16 protein-coding genes and 1 pseudogene are annotated in these 15,526 nt (G+C 59.3%); 13 read left to right on the top strand and 4 right to left on the bottom strand.

Going from position 1 to position 15,526, the window contains the following annotated elements:
• The coding region (locus AO388_RS20035) for a T3SS effector HopA1 family protein (protein ID WP_236713921.1) at positions 1-541 on the top strand (541 nt) is incomplete at its 5' end.
• Positions 542-688: 147 nt separating this feature from the next.
• On the opposite strand, the pseudogene AO388_RS29710 reads toward AO388_RS20035, so the two are convergent.
• The 3 genes and pseudogenes from AO388_RS29710 to hrpL all read right to left on the bottom strand — a co-directional run.
• Positions 689-897 (bottom strand): annotated as a pseudogene (locus AO388_RS29710) (hypothetical protein); the annotation flags it as partial.
• A gap of 259 nt (positions 898-1,156) precedes the next feature.
• Entirely contained in the window at positions 1,157-3,463 is a 2,307-nt protein-coding gene (locus AO388_RS20030; protein ID WP_058416988.1) for a type III effector HrpK domain-containing protein, read from the bottom strand.
• A gap of 73 nt (positions 3,464-3,536) precedes the next feature.
• A complete protein-coding gene (gene hrpL / locus AO388_RS20025; RefSeq protein WP_003365122.1) occupies positions 3,537-4,091 on the bottom strand; it encodes an RNA polymerase sigma factor HrpL in 555 nt (184 codons plus the stop codon).
• A gap of 242 nt (positions 4,092-4,333) precedes the next feature.
• Here hrpL and sctW point away from each other — a divergent pair, with 242 nt between their 5' ends.
• From sctW to sctU, 12 genes are read left to right on the top strand one after another with little or no spacing between them, the layout of a single operon-like run.
• Entirely contained in the window at positions 4,334-5,440 is a 1,107-nt protein-coding gene (gene sctW, locus AO388_RS20020; protein WP_003365124.1) for a type III secretion system gatekeeper subunit SctW, read from the top strand.
• Entirely contained in the window at positions 5,440-7,527 is a 2,088-nt protein-coding gene (gene sctV / locus AO388_RS20015; protein ID WP_003365126.1) for a type III secretion system export apparatus subunit SctV, read from the top strand. The genes sctW and sctV overlap by 1 nt, the downstream gene beginning before the upstream one ends.
• 33 nt (positions 7,528-7,560) lie before the next feature.
• Entirely contained in the window at positions 7,561-8,535 is a 975-nt protein-coding gene (sctD, locus tag AO388_RS20010) for a type III secretion system inner membrane ring subunit SctD (RefSeq protein WP_058416987.1), read from the top strand.
• The gene (gene hrcN, locus AO388_RS20005; RefSeq protein ID WP_003365129.1) at positions 8,532-9,881 is read left to right on the top strand and encodes a type III secretion system ATPase HrcN; all 1,350 of its coding nucleotides are present in this window, start codon (positions 8,532-8,534) and stop codon (positions 9,879-9,881) included. Before sctD ends, hrcN begins: the two co-directional genes overlap by 4 nt.
• A 2-nt stretch (positions 9,882-9,883) precedes the next feature.
• Positions 9,884-10,330, top strand: a complete 447-nt coding sequence (locus tag AO388_RS20000; RefSeq protein WP_054080725.1) for a hypothetical protein — start codon at positions 9,884-9,886, stop codon at positions 10,328-10,330.
• 6 nt (positions 10,331-10,336) lie between these two features.
• Positions 10,337-10,909: a type III secretion system protein HrpP gene (hrpP, locus tag AO388_RS19995; RefSeq protein WP_058416986.1), complete on the top strand. Its 573-nt coding sequence runs from the start codon at positions 10,337-10,339 to the stop codon at positions 10,907-10,909.
• Positions 10,906-11,622 (top strand): hypothetical protein, encoded by a 717-nt coding sequence (locus tag AO388_RS19990; protein ID WP_024662112.1) that lies wholly within the window; start codon positions 10,906-10,908, stop codon positions 11,620-11,622. Before hrpP ends, AO388_RS19990 begins: the two co-directional genes overlap by 4 nt.
• A complete protein-coding gene (locus tag AO388_RS19985; RefSeq protein ID WP_024662113.1) occupies positions 11,612-12,001 on the top strand; it encodes a FliM/FliN family flagellar motor switch protein in 390 nt (129 codons plus the stop codon). Before AO388_RS19990 ends, AO388_RS19985 begins: the two co-directional genes overlap by 11 nt.
• On the top strand, positions 11,998-12,651 hold the full coding sequence (gene sctR / locus AO388_RS19980) for a type III secretion system export apparatus subunit SctR (protein ID WP_003409078.1): 654 nt from the start codon (positions 11,998-12,000) through the stop codon (positions 12,649-12,651). The genes AO388_RS19985 and sctR overlap by 4 nt, the downstream gene beginning before the upstream one ends.
• Positions 12,652-12,658: 7 nt before the next feature.
• Positions 12,659-12,925, top strand: coding sequence for a type III secretion system export apparatus subunit SctS (gene sctS, locus AO388_RS19975; RefSeq protein ID WP_003339811.1), 267 nt, complete (start codon positions 12,659-12,661; stop codon positions 12,923-12,925).
• Positions 12,926-13,720: a type III secretion system export apparatus subunit SctT gene (sctT, locus tag AO388_RS19970; RefSeq protein WP_003433471.1), complete on the top strand. Its 795-nt coding sequence runs from the start codon at positions 12,926-12,928 to the stop codon at positions 13,718-13,720.
• Entirely contained in the window at positions 13,717-14,796 is a 1,080-nt protein-coding gene (gene sctU / locus AO388_RS19965; protein WP_003433472.1) for a type III secretion system export apparatus subunit SctU, read from the top strand. Before sctT ends, sctU begins: the two co-directional genes overlap by 4 nt.
• A gap of 380 nt (positions 14,797-15,176) precedes the next feature.
• On the opposite strand, the gene AO388_RS19960 is transcribed toward sctU, so the two are convergent.
• Complete coding sequence (locus AO388_RS19960) at positions 15,177-15,524, bottom strand: hypothetical protein (RefSeq protein WP_003365146.1); 348 nt, start codon at positions 15,522-15,524, stop codon at positions 15,177-15,179.
• Between the last annotated feature and the right edge of the window lie 2 nt (positions 15,525-15,526).

Raw genomic sequence — 15,526 nt, 5'->3', positions numbered from 1 at the left:
CCGGCAGGTTGAAAAAAACCGGCTTGGAAATGAAGACGGTGCGAACGGGTTAATTTTTCAGCGTCTCCCTAAAGACCAACGCGCACCTGAGACAAACTCGGGACGACTTACCATTGGTGTAGAACCTAAATATGGAGCGCAGTTGGCCCTCGCAATGGCAACCCTGATGGACAAGCACAAATCTGTGACACAAGGTAAAGTCGTCGGTCCGGCAAAATATGGCCAGCAAACTGACTCTGCCATTCTTTACATAAATGGTGATCTTGCAAAAGCAGTAAAACTGGGCGAAAAGCTGAAAAAGCTGAGCGGTATCCCTCCTGGAGGATTCGTCGAACATACACCGCTAAGCATGCAGTCGACGGGTCTCGGTCTTTCTTATGCCGAGTCGGTTGAAGGGCAGCCTTCCAGCCACGGACAGGCGAGAACACACGTTATCATGGATGCCTTGAAAGGCCAGGGCCCCATGGAGAACAGACTCAAAATGGCGCTGGCAGAAAGAGGCTATGACCCGGAAAATCCGGCGCTCAGGGCGCGAAACTGAAATCGGGGCTAAATAGCTGACACACTCACTGCCCTTATGACCTGTGTGGTCCTGAGATAGATTTATACCTGTTTCACACTTAAAACGCTCGATGCACCGCATCGGGCGTTTTCTATTTCAGGGGTGTTTAGCAGTTCATTAAAAGCCGGAACAGTACTGAGCGCCGCAGCCTGAATGCTGAATCAGCATCTGATCGTTTTTTTGCTCTCCAACCGCTTTCTCCGGAGCCTTTATCACCGACTGGGTAGAGGGCTATGAGTGGTCTTGTGATAAGCCCGTTGGCGAGGAACCTGCTCGCGCGCATCACGAATGAGGATAAACAGACGGTCTCTGCCTACGCACGACAACGCAGGAGCAATCAATATGAAAAAGCCCGCTCACCGCGGGCTTTTGAATTATTTTTGAGTAGGTGCCTGATGGGTCCGAACGCGACACTGGATAAACTTGCCAACCGCTGCCTATGGGCAACGTGTTCCTCGACCTCGGCATCAACATGCCAATACTTTCCTGGCAAGTAAAAAACCCTAGGATTGAAGACGGGCGGAACAACACAAGCACCTCATACACAGCACAAGAGGAAGAGGCTTGAAAAAGAGTTCAACCTCTTCCCTGCTATCAATGCGCCCTGTCAATCCCGAACTGATCCAGCACCGGGTCAACGTTATGATCAAACGCCTTCTGTGCCTTGTGCTTTTTGACTGCGTCGATAATCGCCGAAATACCAAAACCCAGAGCCATGGCGCCGTCGATGGCCCAGCCGATCACCGGGATTGCAGCGCCCAGCGCTGCGCCTGCGGCAAGTCCTGTGGCTTCACCGGCAACCAGACCGACAGCGCGGCCGATCATCTGCCCGCCCAGACGACCAAGGCCGGCAGACGCCTCGCGACCCATCATTTTCGCGCCGGTGTCTATGCCGCCCTTGATTGCCTCCGCACCCAACCTGGAGCTGTCGATGATGCTCTGAGCCGCGCCCAGCTTGTCGCCGCTGGCGAGCCTGTCAGACACTGACGCGAAGCCCATGACCGAATTGAATGCCTTGCCTCCGATACCTTGCTCGGCGAGCTGCTCGGCCAGCGAAGGGCCACCCTCTTCATCGGTCTTGCCCTCCAGCAACTTGCGGCCTTTTTTGGAGTTCTGCAGTTCGGACAAGGTGCTGGCCGTGTAGCTCTCACGCTCACCATTAACGAAATCAGCGGGCAGCACGCTTTCATACGCCGCTTTCTGGTTATCTGCGGTTTGCAGAGACTCACCGGCGTCAGACTTTTTCTGGCCAAGCAGTTGTTTCAGAGCGCCCCCCTCGCTGAAGTTGCGAACGTAGGAATCGGCAATCTTCGTTTGCACTTCATCAGGCTGGTTGTTGAATACTTGCTGGGCAGTGGGCACCTGGGCATCGGGAAACAGGTCTTTTTGCAGTTGCAGTTGAGCCGACAGGCCGGTGATGGCGCCGCTGTAATCGGGGTCGGGGTTGTGTTTGTCGACGGCCTTGTCTGCGGTTGCCAGGTCGGTTTGCAAGGCCTTTCCGCTGTTGACGTTTTGAACCTGCTCAGTCACGGCCTTTTGCAGCGCCGAATCGCTGCTGACCAAGCTGCGCTCCTGTTCGGGAATGCTTTTGTTGAGGTACTCCTGAACGTCGGGATCGGCTTGCAACTGAGCGATTCGCTCGTTAAGGCCCGCCTCGGTCTTCTCGGTATTGCGCAAATCCCGCCCGGCTATCACGCTCTGCTGAGTCTGCTGCAACTTGATCATCACAGCGGCCTTCTGCGCGCCGGTGTAAGCCTTGGGCTTCTCGAAAACCTGGGCGTTGAGTTTGCTGATATCGATACCGGCTACCGAATTCAACGTCGCGGCGTCGCTGAGCATGCTGGCGAACTGGCCACCATTTTTGGGAGCGCTCTTTCTGATCCACTCGCTCATATTGGACGCATCGAACACCTGGTCGGGACTATGCGCAGCCTTCTTGCGCCCGGTCAGACCGGCTTCATCCACCTGGCTGAGGAAGCCCGCCTGCGACCACATGTTGGACGACTGTTTGAGCGTACCTGACAACCCGGGGTTACTTTTAATCAGCGCTTTCAGACCCTCGGCGCTGACATTGCCATCGACATCGGTCTTGTCCGCCGCCCCGACTGCATGATGAGGGTCGGCAGCCGTGGCCAACGGCATATTGGCGCGCATCACCGCTGCGCTGCGCACCATTTCAAGGGATTGAGGATCGGCGCCGGGGTTGTCTTCCATGTACTTGGCCACGTCTTTGTCGGCATTGTCGGCCGCCTTCTCCATGTTTTTGGCGAACGCCTTGAGGTCTTTGTTGGTGATTTTGCCATCTGCATTACCGCCGTCCTTGCCGACGTCGACCGCCGTCTTCAACGCAGGATTGGCATTGATGAACGCCATCGCCTTTTCGGCGTTGGGGCCATTCTCTCTGGCCATCCAGGCTGCGGCGATGGGCCGGTTGAGTTCTTTGGCGGCCTGCTCGCGCTCTTCGGGCGGCAGGTTGGCAACCATCGGTTCCCAGCGCTTGAGCGCCTCGGGCGAAGAGTATTCGGAGTTATCGAGAAACGCTGCATCGGTCGCGCTCGGTGCATTCGCCGGGTTGGAGGCCGCCGTGGGTGACGCGCTCGCGGTTGACGAGACCGACGTCATCGGGGACACCTGATCACTGTCCTGATCGACGCTTGAGGTACTTTCGCTACTGCTGCTGCGAGTCAGCAGACTCATCAGCGATGAGCCGCTTTGCTCGGTTCCCGAAAAGGACGATGGGCTGTCGTTGGCCTGGCCGAACTGTACAAAAGCCTGACCACCACCTGCGCCGCTCTGCGTGAGCGAGGCTTTGGCCAATGGCGTCTCAGCAGCCAGTTCGCCAGAGGTGGGTTGATTCACGATGCTGCCGAGGGCAGGACTGGGAGAACTGGATATACGCATGGTTGCCATCCAAGTGGTGAGGGATGGCAACTGTGTGGTTTTGCGTGCGAGTTGGTTCCAGACAGATAACCACTCAGGCAAACGGGTCTATCTGTTGCTTGAGCTGCACCCGTGCCCGGGACAACCGTGAGCGGACGGTGCCGATCGGGACACCCAGCGTGTTGGCGGTTTCCTGATAATTGCCGTCCATTTCCAGCGAAACTTCCAGGACCTTCTGCATGTTCGTCGGCAAGCAATCGATGGCCTCTATGACACGTGCCAACTGCCGGTGCCCGTCTACCTGATGAGTAATATCGCCGTGCCATTCCAGATCGGTATGGACGTCGTCTTCCCAGCTTTCCTGATAAGGCTGGCGATACATTTTGCGGAAGTGGTTGCGGATCAGATTCAGTGCAATGCCACACAACCAGGTTTGCGGTTTGCTGGCGTGCTGAAACTTGTGCTCATTGCGTAACGCTTCGAGAAACACACACTGCAGGATGTCATCCACATCATCGGCGTTCTTTACCCGCTTCTGAATGAACGCCCTGAGCATCTGGATCTGATCGGCCGTCAATTGACGAATACCAGCGGACGAGGATGGTTTGCGTGGTTCGGTTACATCAAGGATCACAAGATTCGGGAGCATGGGCTTGCCTCATTTGATGGAGTGCAAGCCCTATAGCGATAACCATGCCAGCCAAAAAATATTTATAAGCATCTGTTTTATAAGACTATTTTAAAATTTGAAATTCTTTGAAATACATTTTTTTGCGCAACACGGTTTTTGGCTCTGCAGCTTTTGGCACAAACGCATAAGCCTTCGGCACCATGGAACCGAACCGCGTCAATGACCCACTCAGCGGTCATGACCAGGCCCAGAATCGTCCTATGAAAATCGTCGCCCCGCCTACATTACCCATTCGTCCGGTAGCGCCAATCCGCGCCATCACACCGGCTGCGCGAGCGATTCCCGGCAGCGGGTTGCCTGATGAAAAAGGCACCTCGTCACTGCAGGTCTCGCGCTTCGCCGCAGCGCTGGTGCAGCACAGCCGGATACTGCGTGAGCGAGAGCTGATCGCGAGCAGGAACGCGTTGCAGTCGCGGGCCGTCAAACTGGGCGAGCTTTATCAGTTGCTGATGAGCACCAGCGACACCGGGCTGGATAACGCCGCCAGACTGCTGCGCAAAAAACTGCTGCAGGACAACGACGCCGATCTGGAACAGGTTCTGGAATTCGCTGACGGCGACGCTGCCAAGGCTCACGTGGTGTTGCAGGCAGCGCGCAAACAGGCAGAAGACGATGGGGCTGAAGAAGAATATGCAGCGCTGACCCAGACGCTTAAACATCTGCGCCGCCGATTCGGTCCGCGCGCCCGCGCCGGTATCAATACCGCAAGAGCCTTCGGGCGCCAGAACATCGATAACAAGCGCCGCACTGCCTTGCGCAATCTGTATGGCGTAGCGGTGTCGGGACAACCCAACGTCACGGGCTTGATCGAAGCCCTGATCGGCGAGCAACAGGAACCCGGCGAGTTCGACCTGAACCTGCGCGACATGCGTAGAGCCATTGCCGACGATCTTTCAGCGATTACCCCGTCGGCTTCCCATGAACAACTGCGCACGCTGATGCATGGCCTGACCACCGCGCGCCATGTCACGACGTTGCTGCGCGGTTGCGAACACCTGCTGGGACGCATGCGCAAAAAGAATCCCAAACTGACCGTGGACCCTCCGGCCTTCCTCAAGCACATGCTGACCCTGACGGCCAATGGCATGAACGTGAATCAGACCTTGCAGCTGACCCAGCACATCGGGGGCAACAAACTCGAACACCAGTTGGCGTTTCTCAATGGCCTGCGGCCGATGCTGATGCAACTGCCGATCCTGCTCTGGCGGGACCTGAAAAGCCGTCAGGCCGCGCTGAATAATCTACTCACGCTGATGGCCGAGCTTACGCATAAGGAACAGAAGCAACTATACGAGGGGCTTGCCTGATGAACCGGGTCATCAACTTTCTGAACATGGTCGCGCTGTCGGCCATGCGCCGCTCGGAACTGGTCGGTGCGTTTTTTGTGATCGCCATCGTGTTCATGATGATCACGCCGCTGCCCACCGGGTTGATCGACGTGCTGATCGCCGTGAACATCTGTATTTCCTGCCTGCTGATCATGCTGGCGATGCACCTGCCAAGGCCACTGGCGTTCTCGACCTTCCCTGCCGTGCTGCTGCTGACCACGATGTTTCGTCTGGCCCTGTCGGTTTCCACCACGCGGTTGATTCTGCTCAACCAAGACGCCGGACACATCGTCGAGGCGTTCGGGCAGTTCGTGGTGGGCGGCAATCTGGCGGTGGGTCTGGTGATCTTCCTGATCCTGACGGTGGTCAACTTTCTAGTGATTACCAAAGGCTCGGAACGGGTCGCCGAAGTCGGTGCGCGTTTTACCCTGGACGCGATGCCCGGCAAGCAGATGTCCATCGACAGTGACCTGCGTGCCAACCTGATCACCGTCCACGAGGCCCGCAAACGACGCGCTGAACTGAACAAGGAAAGCCAGTTGTTCGGTGCGATGGATGGCGCCATGAAGTTCGTCAACGGCGATGCGATCGCCAGCCTGATCATCGTTGCCATCAACATGATCGGCGGCATTTCCATCGGCGTGCTGCAACACAACATGGCGGCAGGCGACGCCTTGCAGCTGTATACCGTACTGACCATCGGTGACGGCCTGATCGCGCAGATTCCTGCGCTGCTGATTTCCGTGACCAGCGGCATGATCATCACCCGCGTGCCCAATACCGAGGCGGGTGTGGAAGCCAACATTGGCCGCGAGATCGCCGAGCAGATCACCAGCCAGCCCAAGGCCTGGATCATCGCCTCGGTGGCCATGCTCGGCTTCGCGGCCCTGCCGGGAATGCCGACCGGTGTTTTCATTACCATCGCGATCATCTGCGGTGCCGGTGGACTGCTGCAGTTGCAACGGGCAAAACCCAAGGCCGATGAGCAACGTACAGCCGCTGTGGCGCCAGAAATGAACGGCAAGGAAGACCTGCGTACCTTTTCGCCCAGCCGCCAGTTTGTGCTGCAATTCCACCCCGGTCAGGACAGCGCACAGATCGAAGCGCTGGTCAGCGAAATACGCAAGCGCCGCAACCGTCTGGTGGTGCAGTACGGCCTGACCCTGCCTTCGTTCATCATCGAGCATGTCGATGACATTGCCCCGGACGAGTTTCGCTTCACCGTCTATGACGTACCGATGCTCAAGGCCACCTTCACGCAGAGCCATGTCGCCGTGGAAGCGCGCCAGCTGGAAGGCGAAAACCTTCCAGCGGCCATCCCGGGCAATACCGACCGCCAGGAAGATCAATGGGTCTGGCTGCCTGCCGAGCAGTCTGGCGAATTGAACCCGGTCAGTTCCACGACGCTGATCATCGAACGCATGGAGCGTGCATTGCAGTCCTGCGCGCCGCAGTTCATCGGCTTGCAGGAAACCAAAGCGATCCTCAGCTGGCTGGAGTCCGAGCAACCGGAACTCGCTCAGGAAATGCAGCGGGTCCTCACCCTGACGCGCTTCTCGGCCGTCCTGCAACGCCTGGCCTCGGAGTGTGTGCCGCTGAGGGCGATCCGGGTCATTGCCGAAACCCTGATCGAGCACTGCCAGCATGAACGCGATACCAATGTGCTGACCGACTATGTGCGCATAGCGCTCAAGTCGCAGATCTACCACCAGTACTGCGGTGCCGAAGGCCTGCAAGTGTGGCTGCTCACGCCGGAAAGCGAGGGGTTGTTGCGCGATGGCCTGCGCCAGACGCAAACCGAAACATTCTTCGCGCTGAGCAACGAGACCAGCCAGATGCTCGTGCAACAGCTGCACATTGCCTTCCCGGTACGAGCTCCCGAACAGGCGGTTCTGCTGGTGGCACAGGATCTGCGCAGCCCTCTGCGTACCTTGTTGAGGGAGGAGTTCTACCATGTACCCGTACTATCTTTTGCGGAAATCAGCAACGCGGCCAAGGTCAAGGTCATGGGTCGATTCGACCTTGAAGACGATCTCGAGCCGCTGGACAACGAGCACGCTGCCTGAGCCTGCAAGGCCTGAATGCACGGAGACTTTCAGATGTTTGAATTACGCGTACTGAATGGCCAGCACCAAGGCGCGGCATTACCGCTGATCGGTGAGCAATGGTCGATTGGCTCTGCCGGGCAACACGATCTGGCGCTGGACGATGCGGGCGTGGAAAGCCTGCATTGCCGCCTGCAACGTGTCGACGACAACTGGACACTGAACGCTGAACAAGGCGCGATCTGCGACGAACAGGGCAATGCCCGGCCGAGCATCGACCTGACGCTCAATAACGCTTTCATGCTGGGTTCGGTGTGGCTGTGCGTTTCGCCTGCGGGCGATGAGTGGCCCTCGGTGCCCGCCGTGCTTCCCAAACAGCCCGAGGCCGAATCCGGGCCGGCACACAACGATGTGCCGCTGGAGAAGGTCAAGTCCCGCTCACAATTTCTCAACCGCACCACGGGCATCATCGCCGGGCTGCTGGTGGGCGTCATCGGCAGTGCCTGGAGCCTGACCCGCCCGCCTGCTATTGCGATGGATCAGAGCCCGGCACACCTGGCTGCCGCCACGACAGAGGCCTTGCCCGATACGCCCAAGGCACCAGCCAGGGCTGCAAACCCTGTGACCGACAAACGCATACGCCTGAGCAACGCGGATGCCGTCCGCCATCAGTTGAGCACCATGCTCAGCGACCGCCTGCTGACTGACATCAGCGTGGAAGAGACGCCCGACGGTCTGATCCTCAACGGCGATCTGAAAGAAGAATCGCTGCTGGTCTACCAGCGCATGCTTCAGCGCTTCAAGGCGCTGTATGACTCGCCGGTAACCGTCCTGGACAACGTGGGCAGCAATCGCAACACCCTGCCCTTTGTGGTGGTTCAGATCATGACCGGGCCGCATGCGCATCTGGTGACTGCCGACGGTCGACGTGTTTACGTAGGTGACGAAGTGGATGGCCTGCGCCTCACCCGAATCGATAATCAGCGTCTGCAATTCGACGGTAATCGCCATATCGAGGTGAACTGGTGAATGCAGCACTGAACCTGTGGAAAGACGCGCATGCCAAGCGTTTGAGCCAGTATTGCGCGGTGCGCGTCATTGGCCGGGTCAGCGCCGTGCGCGGGATTCTGCTGGAGTGCAGGATTCCATCGGCCAAGGTCGGCGATCTCTGTGAAGTGAGCAAAGCCGATGGCTCGTTGCTGCTGGCCGAAATCGTCGGTTTCACCCAGGAATGCACGCTGCTCAGTGCCTTGGGCCCACCCGACGGTATTCAGGTGGGCGCGCCGATCCGACCGCTGGGCGTGGCACACCGGATCGGCGTCGATGACAGCCTGCTCGGCTGTGTACTGGACGGTTTCGGGCGGCCGCTGATGGGCGATTGCCTCGGCGCGTTCGCCGGCCCCGAAGACCGCCGCACGACTCTGCCGGTGATCGCCGACGCCCTGCCGCCGACCCAGCGACCGCGCATCACCCGGGCCTTGCCCACCGGGATACGCGCCATCGACAGTGCGATTCTGCTCGGTGAGGGCCAGCGTGTCGGGCTATTCGCCGGTGCGGGCTGCGGCAAGACCACACTGATGGCCGAACTGGCGCGCAACATGGATTGTGACGTCATCGTTTTTGGCCTGATCGGCGAACGGGGTCGCGAGTTGCGCGAGTTTCTCGATCACGAACTGGACGAAACCCTGCGCCGCCGCTCGGTGCTGGTCTGTGCAACTTCCGATCGTTCCAGTATGGAGCGCGCCCGCGCTGCGTTCACTGCCACCGCCATCGCCGAAGCCTTTCGCGCCCGTGGCCAGAAAGTGCTGTTGCTGCTCGACTCCCTGACCCGCTTCGCCCGCGCGCAACGGGAAATCGGTATTGCCTCGGGCGAACCACTGGGGCGCGGCGGTCTGCCGCCCTCGGTGTACACCCTGCTGCCACGGCTGGTGGAGCGCGCCGGGATGAGCGAGAACGGTTCGATCACCGCGCTTTATACGGTGCTGATCGAACAGGACTCTATGAACGATCCGGTCGCCGACGAAGTGCGCTCATTGCTCGACGGACACATCGTACTGTCGCGCAAGCTGGCCGAGCGCGGGCACTACCCGGCTATCGATGTGTCGGCCAGCATCAGCCGGATTCTGAGCAACGTCACCGGTCGTGAACATCAACGGGCGAACAATCGCCTGCGCCAGTTACTGGCCGCCTACAAACAAGTGGAAATGCTCCTGCGTCTGGGTGAATACCAGGCCGGGGCCGACCCGGTCACCGACTGTGCCGTGCAACTGAACGAAGCCATAAACGCGTTCCTGCGCCAGGACCTGCGTGAGCCCGTGCCGTTGCAGGAAACCCTGGACAGGCTACTGCAACTCACCTCTCAACTGCCGGAGTAGCCATGGACGAACCACTGGAAGACGACCCGCAACAGGTTGCTCTGCATCAGGTGATCGGTCTGCTCACGCCACTGCGTCAACATCGTCAGGCCAGTGCCGAGCGGGCTCATCGCCAGGCGCAGTTGGAACTGAAATCGATGCTCGACCACTTAGCAGAGACCAGGGCGTCGCTGAATCAGGAACGCGAAAACCACAAGCGCCGCCGAGAGAGTCTGTCCCATGCGCATTTGCAAAGAACTCTCAGCCTGACTGATGTGGACGGCTGGCACGAAAAGGAAAGAACCATGCTCGACCGCCTGGCTTACATCCGCCAGGAGGTGCAGCAACAGCAAATGCGAGTAGCTGAACAACAGGCGTTGCTTGAACAGAAACGGCTGCAAGCCAAGGCGTCTCAGCGCGCGGTCGAGAAACTCGCCTGCATGGAGGAGACGCTCAACGAAGAAGGTTAAGTGACGATGACCGCACCGATCAAAACCCCCGCCAAAGCGCCACCCGCGCCGAGTACGCCGCCAGCCGCCTCGCGCCCCCTGCCTTCGCGGCGTCAGCCCGCCAGGTTCGATGACCAGCCGCCGGCCTTTACCGGGACGCCAAGGGGCGATGTGCAGAAGGTTCGTTTCGCGCTGAACCGTTCAGTGACCGACAGCCCGATGAGCGCCGACGGCATGTTCTTCTCGCAACTGCTGATACCGCAGGTAGGCGAAGAGCCGGATCAGCAGGGCTTCGGAGGCAGCGGTGTGGCCTTCTCCGCACAGTCCGAAAACGTACCGACGCAGTTGATCGACGAGCTGGCTCAGCGCTTGCCCGATCAGCCGGACGGTCCGCTGGCATTCAGCCTGCTCATGCCCAATCTGGGGAGCGTGCGGGTCAACGCCAGCAAATCCGAAAACCGCTGGAATATTCAACTGGGGTTTGGTCGGCGTGACGTTCTCAAGCGCTTGCAGGGCCAGGCCGGCGCATGCCGGGAATCGCTGGCACAGGCGCTCGGTCAGGACGTCGAGCTGGACATGCATGAAGACTTCACAGCATGAGCGCCCTGCGTCTGCGCAAGGTCGACGCTCTGCTGGCCCAAGCCACACGCGAACTCGGTGCCGGACGGCGCCTGGGCTTCAGCAGCCGCGGTCAGCACGCCGAACTGAGCCTGCTACCGCTGCTGGAAGACGCGCGGATACCGGCAGACGGTGTCTGGTTGAATACGGCGGTCGGCCCCTTGTTGCTGAGCGATGCCGAAGCGTTGCTCAGCCTGCTGGGCGAAGTGCCCTTCACGCTTGGCGGCGAGCACCAGGGCTGGTACTGGCAGTTGTTCAACCAGCGCCTGAGCCCGGTGGTCGCCGACCTGCTGGCGCCTGTTGCGCCGTTTTCCGACACCCCGACCGAGCTGGCCATCGGCTGCCGCGTTCACGTGAGGCTGGGCAGCGAGCGACTGGATACCCGCCTGCACGCCGCACCCGCCACCCTGCTCAGGCTTCTGGGTTCGGCTGACTGGCAGGTCTTGAATCGTAACCTGGACGAATTCTGGTCGGTGTCGACACCGCTGATCGTCGGCGAACTGTCACTGACCCGGGAACAAATCGCCTCGCTACGCCCCGGTGACGTGGTGCTGCCCGCCCGCTGCCGCTTCGACAGCGCCGGACAAGGGTCCGTGACACTCGCTGGACGTCAATGGGCGGCCCGCACCGACCAACAGGCACAGCATCTTTTTCTGCAGCTCAGTCATGAGGAGCACAGTCACCATGAGTACTGAAGATCTGTATCAGGACGACGTCGAGATGCTCGACGACTATGAAGAACCGGTGCCTGAACAGGCTGATCAGCAACAGCGTGACGACGAATACGCCGAGCACGCATTCGGCTACGCGGAGCATGAAGAGCAGTCGGGAGACCACAATGAATCGCCGATGCTCGATTCACTGGAGCTGGACCTGACCTTGCGCTGCGGCGAGCTCAGATTGACCCTTGCCGAACTGCGTCGACTGGACACCGGAAGCATTCTTGAAGTCAGCGGCATCGCGCCAGGGCACGCCACGCTGTGCCACGGTGAGCAGGTGGTTGCCGAAGGCGAACTGGTCGACGTCGAAGGCCGCCTCGGTTTGCAGATTACCCGGCTGGTGGCGCGCTCATGATCATGGAGGGCGTCAACCCGATCATGCTGGCGCTGTTTCTCGGCTCGCTGTCGCTGATCCCGTTCCTGTTGATCGTCTGCACCGCCTTTCTGAAGATCGCCATGACGCTGCTGATCACCCGCAACGCGATCGGCGTTCAGCAAGTACCGCCGAACATGGCGTTGTATGGCATCGCCCTGGCCGCGACGATGTTCGTCATGGCCCCGGTGGCGCACGACATACAACAGCGGGTCCATGAACACCCGCTGGAACTGAGCAACGCCGACAAACTGCAGAGCAGCCTCAAAGTGGTCATCGAGCCGCTGCAACGCTTCATGACACGCAACACCGACCCTGACGTCGTCGCCCACCTGCTGGAAAATACCCAGCGCATGTGGCCCAAGGAAATGGCCGATCAGGCCAACAAAAACGATCTTCTGCTGGCGATCCCGGCCTTTGTGCTGTCGGAACTGCAGGCCGGTTTCGAGATCGGTTTTCTGATCTATATCCCCTTCATCGTCATTGACCTGATTGTCTCCAACCTGTTGCTGGCACTGGGCATGCAGATGGTCTCGCCGATGACACTGTCGCTGCCGCTCAAACTGCTGCTGTTCGTGCTTGTATCGGGCTGGTCGCGTCTGCTCGACAGCCTGTTCTATTCCTATATGTGAGGCGGTCATGGAAGCGTTGGCGTTGTTCAAGCAAGGCATGTTTCTGGTCGTCATCCTGACCGCCCCGCCGCTGGCCGTTGCGGTGCTGGTGGGTGTGGTCACCTCGCTGCTGCAGGCACTCATGCAGATTCAGGATCAGACATTGCCCTTCGGCATCAAACTGGGGGCCGTCGGACTGACCCTGGCCATGACCGGCCGCTGGATCGGCGTCGAGCTGATCCAGTTCATCAATATGGCCTTCGACCTGATTGCCCGCTCCGGGGTCAGTCACTAAATGCCCTTCGACGCGCACAGCGCCTTTCAATTCATGCTGGGCATGGGACTGGCAATGGCGCGGCTGATGCCCTGCATGCTGCTGGTGCCAGCCTTCTGCTTCAAATACCTCAAAGGCCCGTTGCGTTATGCCGTCGTGGCGGTGATGGCGATGATCCCGGCACCGGCCATCACCCGGGCTCTGGAGTCCCTCGACGACAACTGGTTCGCAATCGGCGGCCTGCTGATCAAGGAAGCGGTACTCGGCACCCTACTGGGGCTTTTGCTGTATGCGCCGTTCTGGATGTTCGCCTCGGTCGGCGCACTGCTCGACAGCCAGCGCGGTGCGCTCAGCGGCGGCCAGTTGAACCCGGCGCTGGGCCCTGACGCCACGCCACTGGGCGAATTGTTTCAAGAAACCCTGATCATGCTGGTCATCCTCACCGGGGGGCTATCGCTGATGACTCAGATCATCTGGGACAGCTACAGCGTCTGGCCTCCGACGGCCTGGCTGCCAGGCATGAACGCTGGCGGCCTGGATGTATTTCTGGAGCAGTTGAACCAGACGATGCAGCACATGCTGCTTTACGCCGCCCCCTTCATCGCGCTGCTGCTGTTGATCGAAGCAGCGTTCGCGATCATCGGCCTGTATGCGCAACAGCTGAACGTTTCGATCCTCGCCATGCCGGCCAAGAGTATGGCCGGCCTCGCGTTTCTGCTGATCTATCTGCCGACGCTGCTGGAACTGGGCACAGGTCAACTATTGAAGCTGGTTGATCTGAAGTCGCTACTGACACTTCTGGTGCAAGTGCCGTGAGCGAAAAAACCGAAAAGGCTACGCCCAAGCAACTGCGTGACGCGCGGGAAAAGGGTCAGGTCGGGCAGAGTCAGGACCTCGGCAAACTGCTGGTGCTGATGGCTGTCAGTGAAATCACCCTGGCCCTGGCTGATGAAAGCGTCAACCGCCTGGAGGCGCTGTTGTCGCTGTCCTTTCAAGGTATCGACCGCAGCTTTGCCGCCTCGGTCGAGTTGATTGCCAGCGAAGGATTCTCCGTACTGCTCAGCTTTACCTTGTGCAGCGTCGGTATAGCGATGCTGATGCGTTTGATCAGCAGCTGGATGCAGATCGGCTTTCTGTTCGCGCCCAAGGCGCTGAAAATCGATCCCAACAAGATCAACCCGTTTTCCCACGCCAAACAGATGTTTTCCGGGCAAAACCTGCTCAACCTGCTGCTCAGTGTGCTCAAGGCCATTGCCATCGGCGCGACGCTGTATGTGCAAGTCAAACCTGTGCTGGGTACCCTTGCAGTGCTGGCCAACAGCGATCTGACGACCTACTGGCACGCGTTGGTCGAGCTGTTCAGGCATATTTTGCGAGTGATATTGGGGCTGCTGCTGGCGATCGCCATGATCGACTTCGCCATGCAGAAATACTTCCATGCGAAAAAACTGCGCATGAGCCACGAAGACATCAAGAAAGAGTACAAGCAATCGGAAGGCGACCCCCACGTCAAAGGCCATCGTCGGCAACTTGCCCAGGAGATCCTCAATCAGGAGCCCAGCGCTGCGCCCAAGCCGGTGGAAGACGCCGACATGCTGCTGGTCAACCCGACCCACTATGCGGTGGCCCTGTATTACCGACCAGGCGAAACGCCTCTGCCTCTGATTCATTGCAAAGGGGAAGACGAGGAAGCCCTGGCATTGATTGCCCGGGCCAAAAAAGCCGGCATCCCGGTGGTGCAAAGCATCTGGCTGACCCGCACGCTGTACCGCTCCAAGGTCGGCAAATACATCCCCCGCCCCACCCTGCAGGCTGTCGGCCACATCTACAAAGTGGTTCGGCAACTGGACGAAGTCACCGATGAAGTGATTCAGGTCGAAGTCGAGCTGTGATGGCTGTTTAGCCATACGCGTACCCTTCCAGCCAAGTGACCTCAACCGACGTTATCTCGCGGTCGTCGAAGCCTGCATGAATCACAGACAGAGTCATACCGGGTCATACAGGGCTGCATTGCCCATTGTCGGCCTGGATGTCGGGGCTGCGCCGTAGCCATGGCGCTTGACCAGGCCGCTGCTTGATCTCGGCTATGGTCTTTTTTATCGCTGGCGTCCGCAGTTGGCCTGGTCGTCCCATCCTGATGGCAGTGCTCGCTGCCGGGGTGACAGCTGTGCAGTGTCGAAAACCGACCGAGCTCCGCATGACCAGTAACTGCCTGATGCTTTTGGNGCCCGCCCCAGATGGGGCGGTCTTCTTTTCACGCGGGTGTTATCTCCTAAGCCAGATGATCCAGGCCTGCCAGTATCAGCTCGTTTCGCCGGATATCATCCAGGTTGGTGACGGCATAGGGGGCGTCGCTCACCGCGTGCCACACCACGAAATCACGCCGCATATCCAGGAACAGAAAGTAGTCATTGAATCGTTCGGCTTGTGAAAACCTCAGTTGCAGCGCCTCTCTGAGTTGTTCGGGACGCAGCGCTCGACCCTCGATGTGCAGCGCAATGCCCCAGTCATGATGCTCGCGCCGGCTGACGAAAGACACTCCGTTTGCCACCGGCCAGACCGCAGGACTCTGCGCCGCAACGTTGTAGTAGAACGCTGTTTTCTCCTCGACCTCGATCATGT

Source organism: Pseudomonas sp. ICMP 10191 (assembly GCF_001467335.1).
In the GTDB taxonomy this organism is placed as follows: Bacteria; Pseudomonadota; Gammaproteobacteria; order Pseudomonadales; family Pseudomonadaceae; genus Aquipseudomonas; species Aquipseudomonas cerasi.
Note: the sequence above shows the minus strand (reverse complement) of the source record. Positions and strands in the feature narration are given on the sequence as shown.